The following is a 17,081-nucleotide window of genomic DNA, read 5'->3' on the forward strand; positions in this document are numbered from 1 at the left end:
TCAGCGGTTGCGGTACCAGGCGATGAAGGGGATCGCGACGGCGTACATGGTGATCCCGTAGACGGCCGAGGGCAGGGCCAGCGGGCTGAAGCCGCTTTCGGTTCCGGTGATCAGGGCCGCCAGCGTGATGCCCAGGGTCGAGTTCTGGATGCCGGTTTCGATCGAGATGGTCTTGGCCTCATTCCACGACAGTTTCGCCGCCCGCGCCAGCCCCAACCCCATCAGCAGTAGCGCGAGGTTCAGCGAGATCAACCCGGCGCCCATGATGCCCAGATTGTCGACGAACAGCTGCCAGTTTCCAGCCAGCGCGGCGATGACGATCAACACGAACAGGATGGTGGCCAGTTTCGAAAGGGGGCCGTCGATCCGGTTGGCAAAACCGGTTGCAAAATGGCGCAACCCAACGCCGATGGCGACGGGCAGTGTAGTGATCAGGAACATCGCCAGCGCAAGACCGCTGATCGACACTTCAGGTGCGTCCTCGCCCATGAAGTGGTCGATCGACCAGGCCGCCAGAACCGGTACCGTGACGATCGACAGCAGGCTGATCACCGCCGTCAGGCTGACCGACAGCGCCACATCGGCCTTCGCCAGTTTCGACAGGATGTTGCTGGTGACGCCGCCCGGGCAAAAGCTGAGCAGCATGAACCCGACCGCAATCGCTGGCGGCAGCGCGAACAGCTTGACCGTGACGAAGGCCGCGACCGGCAGCAGAACGACCTGGCAGACCGCGCCGATTGCAAACGGATAGCGCCGGCTGATCACGCGCCGGAAATCTGCCACCTCAAGCCCGATACCCAGAGACAGCATGATGATGGCCAGCGAAACCGGCAGGCCCACGTTTATCAGAAGATCCAAAACAACCCCTCCCAAAGTCGTTTCGGTCCAACCTAAGCGCGCGGTCCCCGGTCAGGCAACCGCGCCGTTGGGTCACCCGTAGCGCTGGGCGAAACGGCGCAGGATTTCGCCGGGCTGCGTGACCTCGGCCGCGTGGCAGCGGTCGATCAGCGGCTGGGCGTCCTCGGGACGGAAATAGCCGTGGTTCTTGTAGATGTGGATGCGCTGTTCAAAATCCTTGGCGTCGGCTTCGGGGTGGAACTGCGTTGCATAGACATTCTGGCCCCAGCGGATCATCTGGAACGGGCAGGGGTCTGACGCGACCAGATGCACGCAGCCCGCGGGCAGGGCCTGCACTGCCTCTTTGTGACCGACGAAGGCATCGAAGTCGGGCTCGAGCCCGGCGGTCAGCGGGTCGCGGGCGCCATCCTCGGTCAGGTGGCAGCGCGACGGGCCGACCGGCTCGCCATAGCGGTCCTTGCTGACCGGCGCGCCCAGATGCGCGGCCAGAATGCCCAGGCCATAGCAGCAGCCCATGAAAGGATGATCGTGCGCCGTGATCTGCGGCATCAGCCCCATGATCGCGCCCTCGATTCGGGCATCCATCTGAGATTTGCTGGCCGGGTCGTCGCTGACGCAGCCCGGCCCGCCGCCCACGATCACGCCAGCATAGTCGGTCACGTCAAGACCTTCGGGCAGGGCCTCGCAATCCAGACGGATGCGGTGGGTACGCTCGGGTGTCAGCCCGGACCGGTTCAGGATCGAGGCATATTCGGCGTCCGAGGCATCGGTCTCGGGGCGCAGCTGCAGGATCAGAAAGCGTTTCATGCGCTGCCCTTAGCGCGCGGTCCGGCAGTCACGCAAGCCCTCACAGCGGCCAGAACACGAGGATCGCCGGCACCGAAACCGCCACGATCAGAATTTCCAGGGGCAGACCCATGCGCCAATAATCGCCAAAACGATAGCCGCCGGGCCCCAGCACCAGCGTATTGTTCTTGTGTCCGATCGGCGTGAGAAACGCCGCCGAGGCGGCCACCGCCACCGTCATCAGGAACGGATCGGGTGAAACCTCGAGCGTGCGCGCCATTTGGATGCCCACCGGCGCGGCCACGATGGCGGTTGCGGTGTTGTTCAGCACGTCCGACAACGTCATGGTCACGACCATCAGAACCGTCAGGATGGCCCAGGCCGGCAGGCCGTCGGTCAGTTGGACCAGCGCATTCGCGATCAGTTCCGTTCCGCCCGAACTTTCCAGCGCACTGCCCAGCGGAATCATCGAGCCCAGCAGAACCACGACCGGCCATTCGATCTGATTGTAGATCTCGGTGATCGGGATGATCTTGGTCAGCACATAAGCGATTACCACCAGCCCCAGCGCGATCGGCAGATAGATCAGCCCAATGCTGGCGGCCAGAACGGCGGCGGCGAACAAGCCGATGGCCAGCCACGCTTTGTCATTCGCGGTCACGTTCAGACCGCGTTGGGCCAGCGGCAGGCAGCCCAGCCACTCGGTCACGTCCGCGCCCCGGTCGCGCGGGCAAAGCAACAGCAGGATGTCGCCCGGCTGTACCTCGGTCTTGCGGACCTGTTGGGTGATGCGCCGGCCCTGGCGGGAAATGCCCATCAGGATCGTATTCTGCCGCCAGGCCAGCCCCAGCCCCTGTGCCGTGCGGCCATTGATGCGGGCGCTTTCGGGCACGACGACTTCGATCACCTCCAGCCCATCGCCGACCGCGGTCAGCAGCTCTTGCCGGCGGGCATCCGAGAAATCCAGATTCAGCGCGGCGCGGAACTCGTCCAGCGCCTCGGGGCTGGCTTCCAGCACCAGCGCGTCGCCTTCCTGAAGGATCGCGTTTGCCGCGCGGCCATAACGGCGCTTGCCGTCCCGGATCAGGCCGATGATGGCGACGTCGGATTTCTCGGCGACCTCGTCCAGCTCGGCGACGCGCTTGCCGATATGGGGTGACTCGGCCGGGATTGTCAGTTCAGCGATATATTCCGCCAGCGTTTCCGAACTCTCGGTCTGTTCGCCGCGGTTGGGGATCAGTCGCCAGCCGATCAGGGCGACGAAGGCCAGACCTGCGATGGCCGCCAGCCCGCCAACCGGAGCGAAATCGAACATGTGGAACGGCTCGCCCAGGGTTTCCTGTCGGATCGACGCGATGATGATGTTGGGCGGTGTGCCGATCAACGTGGCCATGCCGCCCAGAATGGTGGCAAAGCTCAGCGGCATCAGCGTCAGCCCAACTGAACGCCCCGCCTTGCGCGCGGTCTGAATGTCGACAGGCATCAGCAGCGCAAGCGCCGCCACGTTGTTCATGAAGGCGGACAGAACCGCTCCGATCCCGCCCATCAGCGCGATATGCGCACCCAGACCCCGCGAGGCATCGACCAGCGTGCGGGTGATCAGAAACACCGCACCCGACCGCACCAACCCGGCCGAGACCACAAGCACTAGCGCCACGATGATCGTGGCCGGATGGCCGAACCCTGCAAAGGCTTTGTCAACCGGCACAACACCCAGGATCACGCCGACCATCAAGGCGGCAAACGCCACAAGGTCGTAGCGGAACCGACCCCAAAGCAGCAAACCGAATACGGTAATAAAGAGTGCAAAGAGAATGATCTGATCTGTCGTCATTGGGCCACCATAGCGGCACCGGCCTGCCGGGCAAGCGGGTGTCTTGATCCTTTGCCCCGCAAACGTCTATATGTGCGCCGAATACGCAATCACGATTACGAGGACGCAACATGGCAGGCCACTCAAAATGGGCCAACATCCAGCACCGCAAGGGGCGCCAGGACGCCGCGCGGTCCAAGCTGTTTTCCAAGCTGTCGAAAGAGATCACCGTGGCCGCCAAGATGGGCGACCCCGATCCCGACAAGAACCCGCGCTTGCGTCTGGCGGTCAAAGAGGCCAAGTCGAACTCGGTGCCGAAGGACGTGATCGAACGCGCGATCAAGAAATCCCAGGCGGGCGACGGTGAGGATTACGAAGAAATCCGGTACGAAGGCTACGGTCCCAACGGTGTGGCCGTGATCGTCGAGGCGATGACCGACAACCGCAACCGCACTGCGTCGAACGTGCGTTCGACCTTTTCCAAGAATGGCGGAAACCTGGGCGAGACCGGCTCGGTCGGGTTCATGTTCGACCGGAAGGGCGAAGTGATTTATCCCGCATCGGCGGGCGATGCCGACACGATCTTCGAGGCGGCCATCGAGGCTGGGGCCGAAGATGTGGAAAGCTCGGAAGACGGTCATATCATCTGGTGTGCGGATACCGACCTGAACGATGTGTCCAGCGCGCTCGAGGCGGCTCTGGGTGAATCTGAATCCACCAAGCTGGTGTGGAAACCCACGACCACCACCGAACTGGGCCTCGAGGATATGCAGCGCCTGATGAAGCTGGTCGAAGCGCTTGAGGACGATGACGACGTTCAGCGCGTGACCACCAATTTCGAGGCCACCGACGAGGTGATGGCGCAACTCTAAGCGTCGCACTCGGTTGTTTTCGGAGCCCGGCCGAACACGGCCGGGTTTCTTTTTTTACCTGCGACGCACTTGGTTCTTGGCGCATGTGGGTCCTGCGCATACCCTTGGGGTTGAACCGCGCAGAAAGGAACTGGCAGAGACCTTGCGACAGACAGGTCGGGGCCGGCACGACAGGACATGACAGGCAAATCCACGGAATTGGAGCGGCGAAATGTGCCGGTTCTGGCAAGCCAAAGCGTGCTGTCCCAGGTAGCATGGACGATGGGCAGCCCTTCGATCGTCTTGCCGTTTCTGGCGGTCTCCCTGGAGATGCCCATGTTTCTTGCCGGGGCGCTGGTTTCCGTGCGTCAGGCAGGCAACATGATTTCGGACATGTTCTTTGCGGTCCCTGTGTCCGCGAAGCAGCAGAAGAAACGTTCCATTGCCCTGACCGAGGTCGCGATTGGTGCGTGCCTTCTGGCAGCCATCGTGGTTGCGGCGATCGGGGGCTCGCCCATGGTGGCTGCGGCTTTCGTCCTAGCCTTCTTTGCAATCGGCATGATCGAAGAGGTCCAGGCGCTGATGTTCACTGACCTTTGGGGGGATCACCTGCGCTCGAAATCCCGGATCTGGATGAGCTATCTTCAACTGGGGGCAGGGGGGCTTGGGGCCATCGGACTGACACTGACGCTGCATCATCTGACTTCGGACAACCCGCCATTCTCACGTCACTCGACCGTGATCGCGGTGTCTGCCGGGTTCTTTGTGCTGTCCGGATTGTCCATTCTTGCCCTTGCGGAACTGTCGCGGTCGCAACCCAAGGCTCAAACCGGTCGTCGAGCAGCAGGGCAGTTCCTGTCGGACGCTCGGGCCATGTTCGAATTCGCCTGGTTCCGGCGGTATCTGACCATGCGGCTGCCGCTGGTCGGAGTTTCTCTGTCGGTGCCGTTCTTTGCATTGATCGCAGCCGAGGCGCATCATGGTTCGGCCAAGGGGCTAACGGCGTTGATCATTTCGTCGGCGACCGGCTATCTGGTCGCCGCGCCCCTGTGGCAGCTCGTGAACATGAAATCACACCGGGCGGTCATGGTGGCCGGGTCGTTGATGGTGGGGGTGACGGGCGTCGTTCTGGTTGCGGTTCACTATTTGAATCTTGACCACGACGTTCACCTGCACGCGATCGCCCTGTTCGTGGCGACCGTCGCGACAACCGGCATCGGCAGTGCGCGCAAGCTGTATTTCATCGACACCGCGCCCAAGGAACAGCGGGTCAAGGCGTCGGCCGCGATCAAGAGCATTTGTAGGCTCGTGGCGATTGTCGGGTCGGCGGGATTGGCGGCGGTTGCGCATATGAACGAGGTCGCATTGGCGGTCGCTTTCCTCACCCTGTGCAGTTTCTGGTCCGCAATCGCATGCTATCGTCTGGTCACGCCGCAGCCGAAGGATGCGGAACGCGCCACCTGAGCCATCGATCACAGCATGGTGTTACGGGTTTGCCAGCACCTGCGCCGCAACTTTCCGGACCGCTCGCGTCAACGGTGAAAGCGCCGGTGCAAGGATACGCCCGACCTGCCAGGTCAGAGGCACATCCAGCGGGGTGCCGGGCACAAGCTCGCGTAGACGGCCATCCGCGATCGCGCTTTGGACCAGATGCGCGGGGTTCATCCCCCAACCCAAACCTGCGGCAGCAGCGGCTACGAACCCGTGAGACGAGGGCAGAAAGTGGGTCGGCGGAGGCAGCCGGCTACCCGTTTGCGCATGTATCCAGGCCTTTTGCAGGGCATCCTTCCTGTTGAAGGTCAGGCAGGGTGCCTGCGACAGGCTCTGAGCATTCACTCCGCCAGAGAACCAACGAGCCATGAACTCGGGGCTTGCCGTCGGCAGGTATCTGAGCGTGCCGAGGGCAATGGAATCGCATCCCGGGACGGTCTGCCCGCCGACCGAGATGGCAGCGCTGACATCTCCACGCCGCAACCATTCTGCCGAGTGATCCTGATCGTCGATCACAAGGTCAAAAAGCATATCATCAACGGCTGCCATCGCGTCTATGAACCAGGTGGACAGAACATCCGCCGGAACCGCGATCCTGACCCGGGTAGGGCCTGTGCCCTGTTCCAGCGAAAGCTCGCGATTGAGTTGCGCTTCAAGCAGGCCGATGTCTTCGGCATGGCGGGCAAGCCGCAAGCCAGCCGGGGTTCCGGTGCAGGGTGTGCCGCGGTGAATCAACGATACGCCGACCCGATCCTCCAGCGCCTTGATCCGTTGCGAAATCGCAGATGGCGTTACCGCTAGTTCAGCGGCGGCGGCGTCAAAGCTGCCATGCCGCAGAATAGCGGCCAACGCGGCCAGGTGATGTGGGTCCAAGTGCATTAGAAAATCTAATTATGGCTCATTATCTTTAATTTGATACATGCGTATCTGTCGCGTAGTCAACGGACCTGAACAGGAGGGTCCATGTCTACATCCGTCATCGCCGGCTTTGCGCTTGGCTTCAGTTTGATCCTGGCAATCGGCGCACAGAACGCGTTTGTCCTCAGGCAGGGGCTCAGACGCGAGCATGTTTTTGTGTTGTGCCTGACATGCGCCGTGTCGGACGCCATTCTGATCGCCGCAGGTGTCGCGGGTTTCGGCAGCCTGGCAACTGCGGCGCCGTGGTTCGAGCCGATGATGCGATACGGCGGCGCGCTGTTCTTGACGTGGTACGGACTGCGCAGTCTGGCGTCAGCCTGGCGCGGCGGCGCCGCGCTTGAGGTCGGAGAGGCGAAGCGTACAAGTCTGCGCGCGGCCTTGCTGACCGTTCTGGCCTTCACCTGGCTCAATCCGCATGTCTATTTGGACACGGTGGTGCTGATCGGTTCGATTTCGGCGCAGTATGAAGACCGGATGGGTTTCGCCATCGGCGCCATGTCCGCCAGTTTCGTTTTCTTCTTCTCTCTGGGATATGGGTCCCGGGTGCTGTCTCCCATTTTCGCAAGGCCCAGGGCATGGCAGGTGCTGGATGTGCTGATTGGTATCGTCATGTTGGCGATCGCCTGGAAGCTGGTCGCAATGTAGAGGCTTGTTCGTCGCCGGGTTTCCGTGTTCAACCGGACCCATGACAACGATCGCCACCCAATCCCGCCCGCTTGCCGGAATGTTCTGGATGTTCAGCGCTGGGCTGTCTTTTGTGGCGATGACAGCCTTGGTCAAATCTCTGGGTACCTCGATGGATCCGATTGAGGCTGCGTTCCTGCGTTATGCTTTGGGGCTGGTCTTTCTGCTGCCAGCCATGCGGGCGATCCTGACCACGCATCTGACCCGCCGGCATATCGCCTTGTTTGGACTGCGTGGGGCCATACATGCGGTCGGGGTCATGTTGTGGTTCTTTGCGATGACCCGTATCCCGCTGGCGGAAGTGACTGCGATGAACTACCTGACGCCGGTCTATGTGACCTTGGGCGCCGCGCTTTTTCTGGGCGAGACGATGGCCTTTCGCCGTATCGCGGCCGTGCTTGTCGCCATCGTGGGCGCTGTAATCATTCTACGACCCGGGTTCCGCGAGATTTCCGCCGGACATCTGGCGATGCTGGGCACCTCGCTGATGTTGGGGGGGTCGTACCTGCTGGCCAAAGCGATGGTGCAGGACGTGCGGCCTTCGGTCGTTGTGGCGCATCTGTCGATCTGGACGACGTTGTTTCTTATCCCTTTTGCGATCGCCGTCTGGACTCCGCCCAGCCTGCGCGACATCGGCGTGCTGTTCATGATCGCCAGTTTTGCAACGGCGGGGCACTATTTCATGACCTTGGCTTTGCAGGCTGCACCCGTCGCGGTGACTCAGCCGGTCACCTTCCTGCAGCTGATCTGGGCCACGCTTCTGGGTGCGCTCGTGTTTCAAGAGGGCATCGATATCTGGGTCGTGGCCGGGGGGACACTGATCCTCGCAGCGGTCAGTTTCATAACCTGGCGCGAGGCCGTACTGAACCGCAGTGGCTTGACCCCTCCAAGCCTTGCCCCCAAGCTTTAAAAGCCCCGGAGCCCCAAGAGTAACGTTATTGATTGACGAGTCAATAAAAAGCCCTTAGCGTTTGTTCTGTTGAGACTAGGTTTGGGGGCGGTTATGCCAAAACTCGGAATGGAGCCGATCCGGCGCGATGCGATCGTCAGGGCGACGATTGCCGAGTTGGGGTCCAAGAAGTCCCTGGATGTAACCGTCAGCCAGATCGCCAAGCGGGCCGGCATGTCCAGTGCGCTGGCGCACCACTACTTCGGGGGGAAAGACCAGATCTTTCTGGCGGCGATGCGGCGCATCCTTGGCGATTTCGGCGCCGAAGCCCGGGCTGAATTGAAAGCCGCGGCGCCGGACCAGCGCGCCCAAGCCATTATCCGCGCCTGTTTCGCGCCGTCCTGCTTTACGCCCGACGTGATCGCCGCGTGGATGACCTTTTACGTTCTGGCCCAGACCAACGATGACGCGCTGCGCCTGTGGCAGATCTATCAGGCGCGGATCCGGTCGAACCTGATCCACGCGTTGCGCCCGCTGATGAAGGACCCGGTCGAAGCGGCCGAGAACATGATCGCTCTGATCGACGGTCTGTACATCCGCGCCGCTTTGTCCGCGCCCGAGGAACCGCAACTGGCGGTTACCCACGCCATGCGCGTCCTGACGACCTTGCTCGAGGCCGAAAAATGACACGACCCAACATTCTGATCCTGATGGTGGATCAGCTCAACGGAACCCTCTTTCCCGACGGTCCCGCCGAGTGGCTGCACGCGCCCAACCTCAAGAAACTGGCGGCGCGGTCAACGCGGTTTGCCAATGCCTATACGGCCTCGCCGCTGTGTGCGCCGGGGCGGGCCAGCTTCATGTCGGGCCAGTTACCCTCGCGCACGGGCGTCTATGACAACGCGGCCGAGTTCCGCAGCGACATCCCCACCTATGCCCACCACCTGCGCCGCTCGGGTTATTACACCTGCCTGTCGGGCAAGATGCATTTCGTCGGCCCGGACCAGCTGCACGGGTTCGAAGACCGCCTGACCACCGACATCTACCCGGCCGATTTCGGCTGGACCCCGGATTACCGCAAACCGGGCGAGCGCATCGACTGGTGGTACCACAACATGGGCTCGGTTACCGGGGCAGGCGTGGCCGAGATCACCAACCAGATGGAGTATGACGACGAGGTCGCCTATCACGCCAAGGCCAAGCTGTATGATTTGGCCCGTGGCAAGGATGACCGCCCGTGGTGCGTGACCGTCAGCTTCACCCACCCGCATGACCCCTATGTTGCGCGGCGCAAATACTGGGACCTGTACGAGGATTGCGAGCACCTACTGCCCGAGGTCGGCGATCTGGGCTATGAAAACCAAGATCCACATTCCCAGCGCATCTTCGACGCCAATGACTGGCGCAGTTTCGACATCACCGAAGAAGACATCCGCCGCTCGCGCCGGGCCTATTTCGCCAACATCACCTATCTGGACGACAAGATCGGCGAGATCCTCGAAGTGCTGGAGTCCACCCGGCAGGAGGCGATCATCCTCTTCGTCTCGGACCACGGCGACATGCTGGGCGAGCGGGGCCTTTGGTTCAAGATGAACTTCTACGAAGGCTCGGCCCGGGTGCCGCTGATGATCTCGGCGCCGGGCCTGCCGACGGGCCGCATCGACACCCCGGTTTCAACGATAGACGTGACCCCGACGCTGGGTGAACTGGCGGGGGTGGACATGGCGGAGATCGCTCCGTGGACGGATGGCGAAAGCCTGGTGCCGCTGGCCAACGGCACCGAGCGCGCGGCGCCGGTTCTGATGGAATACGCGGCCGAGGCGTCTTATGCCCCGCTGGTGTCGATGCGCTATGGCAAGTGGAAATACAACCGCTGCGCGCTGGACCCCGATCAGCTGTTCGACCTCGAGGCCGACCCGCACGAGTTGGTGAACCTGGCCGGCAAGCCCGAACACGCCGGTACGCTGCAAACCCTGCGCGCCAAGTCCGAGGCGCGCTGGGATCTGGACCGGTTCGACGCCGAGGTGCGCGCCAGCCAGGCGCGGCGCTGGGTCGTGTACGAGGCGCTGCGGCAGGGCGGCTATTACCCGTGGGATTATCAGCCGCTGCAGCAAGCGTCCGAGCGCTACATGCGCAACCACATGAACCTGGACAACCTTGAGGAAAGCCAGCGCTTCCCGCGCGGCGAATGACCTCTTTCGAATTTTGAAGATACGCCCACCGGTGGCAACGCACGGGACATCCGGCGCCACCGGTTGGGGCCAATGGAGACACGACCATGGAAGCAGATTTCGTCATCGTCGGCGCCGGATCCGCCGGATGTGCGATGGCCTATCGTCTCAGCGAGGCAGGGGCCTCGGTTTTGGTGATCGAGCACGGCGGCACCGATGCCGGGCCGTTCATCCAGATGCCGGCGGCGCTGAGCTATCCGATGAACATGCCGATCTATGACTGGGGCTATCAGTCCGAGCCCGAACCCCACCTGAACAACCGGCGGCTGGCCTGCCCGCGCGGCAAGGTGATCGGGGGGTCGTCCTCGATCAACGGGATGGTCTATGTGCGCGGCCATGCGCGCGACTTTGACACCTGGGCCGATATGGGCGCGGATGGGTGGTCCTTCGCGGATGTTCTGCCCTATTTCAAACGGATGGAAAGCTGGCACGACGGCGGCCATGGCGGTGACCCGAAATGGCGCGGAACCGACGGCCCGCTGCATGTGTCGCGAGGGCCGCGCAAGAACCCACTGTTCAAGGCCTTCGTCGAGGCCGGGCGGCAGGCGGGCTACGAGCTGACCGACGACTACAACGGCGAGAAACAGGAGGGCTTCGGCCCGATGGAGCAGACCGTCTGGAAAGGGCGGCGCTGGTCGGCGGCCAATGCCTATCTGAAGCCTGCGCTGAAACGGCCGAACTGTGACATCGTCCGGGGCCTCGCCACGCGCGTGGTGATCGAGGATGGCCGCGCAACAGGGGTCGAACTGATCCGGGGTGGCCGCACGCAGATCGTGCGCGCCCGGCGCGAGGTGGTGCTGGCGGCCTCGTCGATCAACTCGCCCAAGCTGCTGATGCTGTCGGGGATCGGACCGGCCGCGCACCTGGCCGAGCACGGCATCAATGTTGTCGCCGACCGGCCCGGCGTGGGCGCGAACCTGCAGGATCACCTGGAACTGTATATCCAGCAGGCCTCGCTGCAGCCGATCACGCTGTACAAATACTGGAACCTGTTCGGCAAGGGCCTGATCGGGGCGCAGTGGCTGTTCACCAAGACCGGCCTTGGCGCGTCGAACCAGTTTGAAAGCGCGGCGTTCATCCGGTCGAAGCCGGGGGTCGAGTACCCGGATATCCAGTACCACTTCCTGCCCATCGCTGTGCGCTATGACGGCAAGGCCGCAGCCGAGGGGCACGGCTTCCAGGCGCATGTGGGGCCGATGCGCTCCCCCTCGCGCGGGGCTGTGACGCTGCGCTCTGCCAAGCCCGAGGACGCGCCGGTGATCCGCTTCAACTACATGAGCACCGAGCAGGACTGGGAGGATTTCCGCACCTGCATCCGCCTGACCCGCGAGATTTTCGGCCAGGACGCGTTCAAGCCCTATGCTGGCAAGGAGATCCAGCCCGGAGCGGACGTGCAGACCGACGAAGAACTGAACGCGTTCATCGCCGAACATGCCGAGAGCGCCTACCATCCCTGCGGCACCTGCCGGATGGGGCGGGCGGACGATCCGAACGCGGTCGTCGACCCGCAGGGCCGAGTCATCGGGGTGGATGGGCTGCGCGTGGCGGACAGCTCGGTGTTTCCGCAGATCACCAACGGCAACCTGAACGCGCCGTCGATCATGGTGGGCGAAAAGATGTCGGATCATTTGCTGGGCAAAGACCCGCTGCCCCGGGCCAATGGCCGGCCATGGATTCACCCCAAATGGGCTGAGGCACAGCGTTGAAGGCATTGCCGGGGAGGGGAACGCGACCGCGAAGATAACATTCCCCTTTCAATTGATCCGAGTCAAAGTCAGCTTTGGTATTAGGGTCTAGCTGTAGTGCGAAACCAAACTGAAGGAGCGAGCAGGAATGTCCCATACCCCGCATGAACTGGCCGAGGAATTCCCGGACAAGGTTGAACTGATGAGCCAGCTCAAGCAGACCGATGCCCATTTCGCCCGGCTTGCGGACGAATATCACGAACTCAACCGTATGGTGCATCGGGCGGAAACCAATGTTGAGCCGATGGAAGACCTGGCCGAGGGCGAACTGCGCAAAAAGCGGGCCGCGCTCAAGGATCAGATCTGGTCGATCCTGAGCAAAGCGTGAACCAAAAAAGGGCGGGAACTGATCCTGCCCTTTTCCGTTTTTCAGCTCAGGTGACTTCGTAGGGCAGCGTGCCGCGCGTATGGGCGTCGATCTTCAGTCGGCGCTCCAGCGGTGGCACGGACCGTTGGTGGCAGGTCTGGCGTTCGCAGATGCGGCAGGAAATCCCGATCGGTTCGTAGGCGCTGGTGTTGTTGATGTCCAAATTGTCGGCATAGACCAGTGCTTCGGCGTGCCGGACCTCGCACCCGAGGGCGATGGCATAGCGGCGCACTGGCGCACCGAAGGACCCGCCAGACTTTGAAACGTCGCGCGCGATTGAGATATAACGAACCCCGTCGGGTGTTTCTGCCAATTGCAGCAGGAAATGACCAGGCGTTTCAAAGGCCCGGTGCACGTTCCAAAGCGGGCAGGCCCCGCCGAACCGCGCAAATTGCAGCCGTGTGGCCGAATGGCGTTTGGTGATCGTGCCCGCCTGATCGACCCGCACAAAGAAGAACGGGATGCCCTTGGCGCCCGGTCGCTGCAGCGTGGACAACCGGTGGGCGACTTGTTCGATCGAAGCGCCGAACCGGTTGCTCAGCAATTCAAGATCGTGCCGGTCTTCCTGCGCTGCTGACAGAAAGGCGGTGTAGGGCATCAGTGACGCGCCAGCGAAGTAGTTTGCGAGGCCGATCTTGGCGATCGAGCGGGCTTCGTCGCTTTGAAACTTGGCAAAGTCCAGCGTGGCCTCGAGCAGTTTGTCCTGGCTGATCAGCGCGACCTGCAGCAGCAGTTGAAACACTTGGGTCTGCGGCGCTGCGCGCGAAGACAGGCGCAATGTTTTTGTAGCGTTGTCATAGCTGCGCAGGGCCGGAATGTCTTCGAACATCACCTGAACCCCGCGTTCCTTCAGGCTGTCCAGTGCTGCCTGTCGGATGCCTCCCGGTCCTTCGGCGCGGGCGGCGAACCGTTCAGCGGCTCGATCGACCGCGTCAATGTAGTTGTCGCAATAGTGAAAGAAATCGCGAACCTCTTCCCACGGGCTGGCCTGGATGCGGGCATCCTCGCGTCCGAGGGCCTCGTCCAGCGAGGCGAGCCTCTCGTGGGTCTGACGGTAGGCTTTGTGCAGCTCGATGAAGGACCGTGCCAATGCGGGGGCATTGGACGCCGTTAGCCGCAGGTCCGCCAGAGGGGGGATGGCATCCGCGAAGACTGGATCGGCCAACGCCTCGCGCATGTCCGAGACCAGTCGTTCGCTGTCGCCGGTGCTCAGCTCGGTTACATCCATGCCGAATTCCTGCGCCAGCGCCAGAACAACCGTGGTCGAGATCGGCCGGTTGTTGTTCTCCATCTGGTTCAGATAGGGCAGGGACACGCCCAGCTTGGCGGCGAATTCCTTTTGCGTCAGCGTCAGACGCGTCCGCATTTCGCGCAGCTTTGCACCTGCGTAGAGTTTCTGAGTGGCCATCGGTTTTCTTTGCAGTTATTCCGCCTGCGCAGGCTAACTTTGCAAAGTCCCGGGTGCAAGATGGCTAGATGCCGAGTTGACGTTCCCGCCAGATCACGCTGCTGATCGCGACGATGGCTAGGACCGATGTGGCCAACATCAACCACAACAGCGGCATGGCGCCGGTTTCATTGGTCAGCATCGCACCGGCCAGGGCGCTGAGAGCTGCGCCGCCGCCCAGCATGATCGCGCCGCTTAGCCCGGATGCGGTCGCAGCCAGATGTGGTCGCACGGACAGCGATCCGGCGGTTGCATTCGGGATCGACATGCCGTTGCCCAAGCCGACGAATGTCATGAACCCGAAAAAGCTGAGCTCCGAGCCCCAACCCGCCAGAAACAGAACCGCGGACAGCGCGACGCCGATTGCATTCAGCCAGCAGCCCCAGCGCACCATCCGGTTCACGCCATAGCGTACCGAGTACCGGCCGCTGATGAAGTTCCCGAAGAAGTAACCGACGGCAGGGGCGCCGAAATAGATTCCGACTTCGGCGGCGGTCAGGCCAAAGATCTCGGTGCCGATGAAAGGCGCGCCGCCCAGATAGGCGAAGAACGCGCCAGACGACAACGCGGATGACAGCGAATACCCCCAGAACCGCGGAGAGGTCAGCAGTTCGGGATACTCCCGAAACTGTTGGATCAGGGTTTTGCCGCTCTTTGCCGAGGTTTCTCCGAAGTCATGATAGGTCAGCGCCAGCGCGAAGGCGGCCAGTCCGAAAGGCAGCCAGAAATTGGCCTTCCAGCCAAAACTTTCCTCCAGAATACCCCCGATGGCGGGTCCGATCATCGGCACGACGGCCATGCCCATAGTGACGTAACCGATCATGGATGCGGCCTGATCCTGGTCATACATGTCGCGCACCGCTGCACGGCTGAGGACGATCCCCACGACGATAACGGCCTGCCCCATGCGGAAGGCAAGAAATGTCTCGACGTTTGGGGCGTAGATGCACCCCAGCGTTGCCAGCAGAAACAGCACCAGCCCCCACAGCAGCACCGGCCGCCGCCCGGCCTTGTCGGCGATCGGACCGATCAGGATCTGCAGAACGGCGTTGATCAGCAGATACAACGCAATCGACAGCTGCATTACCTTGTAGTCGGCCTCAAAATACACCGCCATGAAAGGCAGGCTGGGAAGGAACAGGTTCATGCTGAGCGCCGACAATCCCGACAGCAGGACAAGCGTTAGCAGCTTGGGCGGAGAGCGGTGCGTAGACGTGGAACTGAACTGCATGGTTCACTCATAGTTCCGGTATTCGGGAAAGGCCATGCCGATGCACAAACATTAACTGATTTGCAATTCCCAGAAATGTAATTGCCAAAATTTTGCAAATTTGCCGAAAAGGCCTTTGGGTGATGCGGAGCAATCTATATTGTCGCCACAAATTTGACAGGGGAAAATCGTGATGAAGGACATCCTTGCCGAGCTTGAAAACCGCCGTGAGGACGCGCGCCTGGGTGGCGGGCAAAAACGGATCGATGCGCAGCATGCGCGGGGCAAGCTGACGGCGCGCGAGCGGATTGAGCTGCTGGTCGATGAGGGCAGCTTTGAAGAGTTCGACATGTTCGTGACCCATCGCTGCACCGATTTCGGCATGGAAAAACAAAAACCTGCCGGGGATGGCGTTGTGACCGGCTGGGGTACGATCAACGGCCGCATGGTCTATGTGTTCAGCCAGGACTTTACCGTGTTTGGCGGGTCTCTGTCGGAAACGCATGCGCAGAAGATCTGCAAGATCATGGATATGGCCATGCAGAACGGCGCGCCTGTAATCGGCATCAACGACTCGGGCGGGGCGCGAATCCAGGAAGGCGTTGCCTCGCTGGCGGGCTATGCCGAGGTGTTCCAGCGTAACATCATGGCCTCGGGCGTGGTGCCGCAGATCTCGGTGATCATGGGCCCCTGTGCCGGTGGCGCGGTCTACAGCCCGGCGATGACCGACTTCATCTTCATGGTCAAAGACACCTCGTACATGTTCGTGACTGGCCCCGACGTGGTGAAGACCGTCACCAACGAGGTCGTCACCGCCGAGGAACTGGGCGGAGCATCGACCCATACCAAGAAGTCCAGTGTGGCTGATGGCGCTTTCGAAAACGATGTCGAAGCGCTGGCCGAAGTGCGGCGGCTGGTCGACTTCCTGCCGCTCAACAACCGGGAAAAGCCGCCTGTGCGCCCGTTTTTTGACGAGCCGGGGCGGATCGAGACTTCTCTGGACACGCTGGTCCCGGAAAACCCCAACACCCCCTACGACATGAAGGAACTGATCACCAAGGTAGCCGATGAGGGTGATTTCTATGAAATCCAGGAGGATTTCGCGAAAAACATCATCACTGGCTTCATCCGGCTTGAGGGGCAGACCGTCGGCGTGGTGGCAAACCAGCCGATGGTTCTGGCGGGGTGTCTGGATATTGACAGCAGCCGCAAGGCCGCACGGTTTGTGCGGTTCTGCGACTGTTTTGAGATTCCGATCCTGACCCTGGTGGACGTCCCCGGCTTTTTGCCCGGCACCAGCCAGGAATATGGCGGTGTCATCAAACATGGCGCCAAACTGTTGTTTGCCTATGGCGAAGCGACTGTGCCCAAGGTGACCGTGATCACCCGCAAGGCTTACGGCGGCGCCTATGACGTCATGGCGTCAAAGCACCTGCGCGGTGATTTCAACTATGCCTGGCCAACCGCCGAAATCGCGGTGATGGGCGCGAAGGGTGCAACCGAAATTATCCACCGCGCCGATCTGGGAGATCCGGACAAGATCGCGAAGCACACCCAGGACTATGAGGATCGGTTCGCCAACCCGTTTGTCGCCGCCGAACGCGGCTTCATCGACGAGGTGATCATGCCGCATTCGACGCGCCGCCGTGTGTCGCGGGCCTTTGCCAGCCTGCGTAACAAGCAGTTGAAGAACCCTTGGAAGAAACACGACAACATTCCGCTGTAATCCGCCGGGGCGCTTTGCCCCGGTTCGATCCACGAATGTTCCCGATTGACCGCTGACACAAAACC

Annotated in this window: 15 protein-coding genes; 9 read left to right on the plus strand and 6 right to left on the minus strand. The window is 61.9% G+C overall.

The features are described 5' to 3' along the window. The 3 genes from ACR3EK_RS03825 to ACR3EK_RS03835 form a co-directional block, all read right to left on the minus strand. Nucleotides 1-858 (minus strand): bile acid:sodium symporter family protein, encoded by an 858-nt coding sequence (locus ACR3EK_RS03825; protein WP_480632721.1) that lies wholly within the window; start codon nucleotides 856-858, stop codon nucleotides 1-3. Between the two features lie 72 nt (nucleotides 859-930). Then, nucleotides 931-1,665 carry a glutamine amidotransferase gene (locus tag ACR3EK_RS03830; protein ID WP_480632722.1) on the minus strand — a complete coding sequence of 245 codons (735 nt, stop codon included), beginning with the start codon at nucleotides 1,663-1,665 and terminating at the stop codon, nucleotides 931-933. Between the two features lie 40 nt (nucleotides 1,666-1,705). After that, nucleotides 1,706-3,478: an SLC13 family permease gene (locus ACR3EK_RS03835; RefSeq protein WP_480632723.1), complete on the minus strand. Its 1,773-nt coding sequence runs from the start codon at nucleotides 3,476-3,478 to the stop codon at nucleotides 1,706-1,708. A 110-nt stretch (nucleotides 3,479-3,588) separates the two neighbouring features. On the opposite strand from ACR3EK_RS03835, the gene ACR3EK_RS03840 reads away from it, so the two are divergent. Both ACR3EK_RS03840 and ACR3EK_RS03845 read left to right on the plus strand, forming a co-directional pair. Next, nucleotides 3,589-4,329 (plus strand): YebC/PmpR family DNA-binding transcriptional regulator, encoded by a 741-nt coding sequence (locus tag ACR3EK_RS03840; protein WP_170390965.1) that lies wholly within the window; start codon nucleotides 3,589-3,591, stop codon nucleotides 4,327-4,329. Between the two features lie 177 nt (nucleotides 4,330-4,506). Continuing rightward, nucleotides 4,507-5,772, plus strand: coding sequence for a permease (locus tag ACR3EK_RS03845; RefSeq protein WP_480632724.1), 1,266 nt, complete (start codon nucleotides 4,507-4,509; stop codon nucleotides 5,770-5,772). Between the two features lie 21 nt (nucleotides 5,773-5,793). On the opposite strand, the gene ACR3EK_RS03850 is transcribed toward ACR3EK_RS03845, so the two are convergent. Then, entirely contained in the window at nucleotides 5,794-6,678 is an 885-nt protein-coding gene (locus ACR3EK_RS03850; protein ID WP_480632725.1) for a LysR family transcriptional regulator ArgP, read from the minus strand. A gap of 84 nt (nucleotides 6,679-6,762) precedes the next feature. Between ACR3EK_RS03850 and ACR3EK_RS03855 the strand changes: the two genes are divergently transcribed. The 6 genes from ACR3EK_RS03855 to ACR3EK_RS03880 all read left to right on the plus strand — a co-directional run bounded on the left by ACR3EK_RS03855 (nucleotide 6,763) and on the right by ACR3EK_RS03880 (nucleotide 12,594). Next, nucleotides 6,763-7,362, plus strand: coding sequence for a LysE/ArgO family amino acid transporter (locus ACR3EK_RS03855; RefSeq protein WP_093964771.1), 600 nt, complete (start codon nucleotides 6,763-6,765; stop codon nucleotides 7,360-7,362). Between the two features lie 40 nt (nucleotides 7,363-7,402). Continuing rightward, the gene (locus ACR3EK_RS03860) at nucleotides 7,403-8,311 is read left to right on the plus strand and encodes a DMT family transporter (protein WP_170357230.1); all 909 of its coding nucleotides are present in this window, start codon (nucleotides 7,403-7,405) and stop codon (nucleotides 8,309-8,311) included. Nucleotides 8,312-8,404: 93 nt separating this feature from the next. Then, on the plus strand, nucleotides 8,405-8,977 hold the full coding sequence (gene betI / locus ACR3EK_RS03865; protein ID WP_170420352.1) for a choline-binding transcriptional repressor BetI: 573 nt from the start codon (nucleotides 8,405-8,407) through the stop codon (nucleotides 8,975-8,977). Continuing rightward, nucleotides 8,974-10,482 carry a choline-sulfatase gene (betC, locus tag ACR3EK_RS03870; protein WP_170436657.1) on the plus strand — a complete coding sequence of 503 codons (1,509 nt, stop codon included), beginning with the start codon at nucleotides 8,974-8,976 and terminating at the stop codon, nucleotides 10,480-10,482. The genes betI and betC overlap by 4 nt, the downstream gene beginning before the upstream one ends. Before the next feature lie 86 nt (nucleotides 10,483-10,568). After that, nucleotides 10,569-12,227 carry a choline dehydrogenase gene (gene betA / locus ACR3EK_RS03875; protein ID WP_480632726.1) on the plus strand — a complete coding sequence of 553 codons (1,659 nt, stop codon included), beginning with the start codon at nucleotides 10,569-10,571 and terminating at the stop codon, nucleotides 12,225-12,227. Nucleotides 12,228-12,354: 127 nt separating this feature from the next. Next, complete coding sequence (locus tag ACR3EK_RS03880; RefSeq protein WP_093964776.1) at nucleotides 12,355-12,594, plus strand: HP1242/YdcH family protein; 240 nt, start codon at nucleotides 12,355-12,357, stop codon at nucleotides 12,592-12,594. A gap of 46 nt (nucleotides 12,595-12,640) precedes the next feature. On the opposite strand, the gene ACR3EK_RS03885 is transcribed toward ACR3EK_RS03880, so the two are convergent. Together ACR3EK_RS03885 and ACR3EK_RS03890 are read right to left on the minus strand one after the other, a co-directional pair. Beyond that, nucleotides 12,641-14,041, minus strand: a complete 1,401-nt coding sequence (locus ACR3EK_RS03885; RefSeq protein ID WP_093964777.1) for a helix-turn-helix domain-containing protein — start codon at nucleotides 14,039-14,041, stop codon at nucleotides 12,641-12,643. A 64-nt stretch (nucleotides 14,042-14,105) separates the two neighbouring features. Continuing rightward, nucleotides 14,106-15,311 carry a multidrug effflux MFS transporter gene (locus ACR3EK_RS03890; protein ID WP_480632727.1) on the minus strand — a complete coding sequence of 402 codons (1,206 nt, stop codon included), beginning with the start codon at nucleotides 15,309-15,311 and terminating at the stop codon, nucleotides 14,106-14,108. 172 nt (nucleotides 15,312-15,483) lie between these two features. Here ACR3EK_RS03890 and ACR3EK_RS03895 point away from each other — a divergent pair, with 172 nt between their 5' ends. After that, nucleotides 15,484-17,016, plus strand: coding sequence for an acyl-CoA carboxylase subunit beta (locus ACR3EK_RS03895; protein ID WP_170340194.1), 1,533 nt, complete (start codon nucleotides 15,484-15,486; stop codon nucleotides 17,014-17,016). Nucleotides 17,017-17,081 lie beyond the last annotated feature (65 nt).

This window comes from Ruegeria sp. BC8 (genome assembly GCF_056535705.1).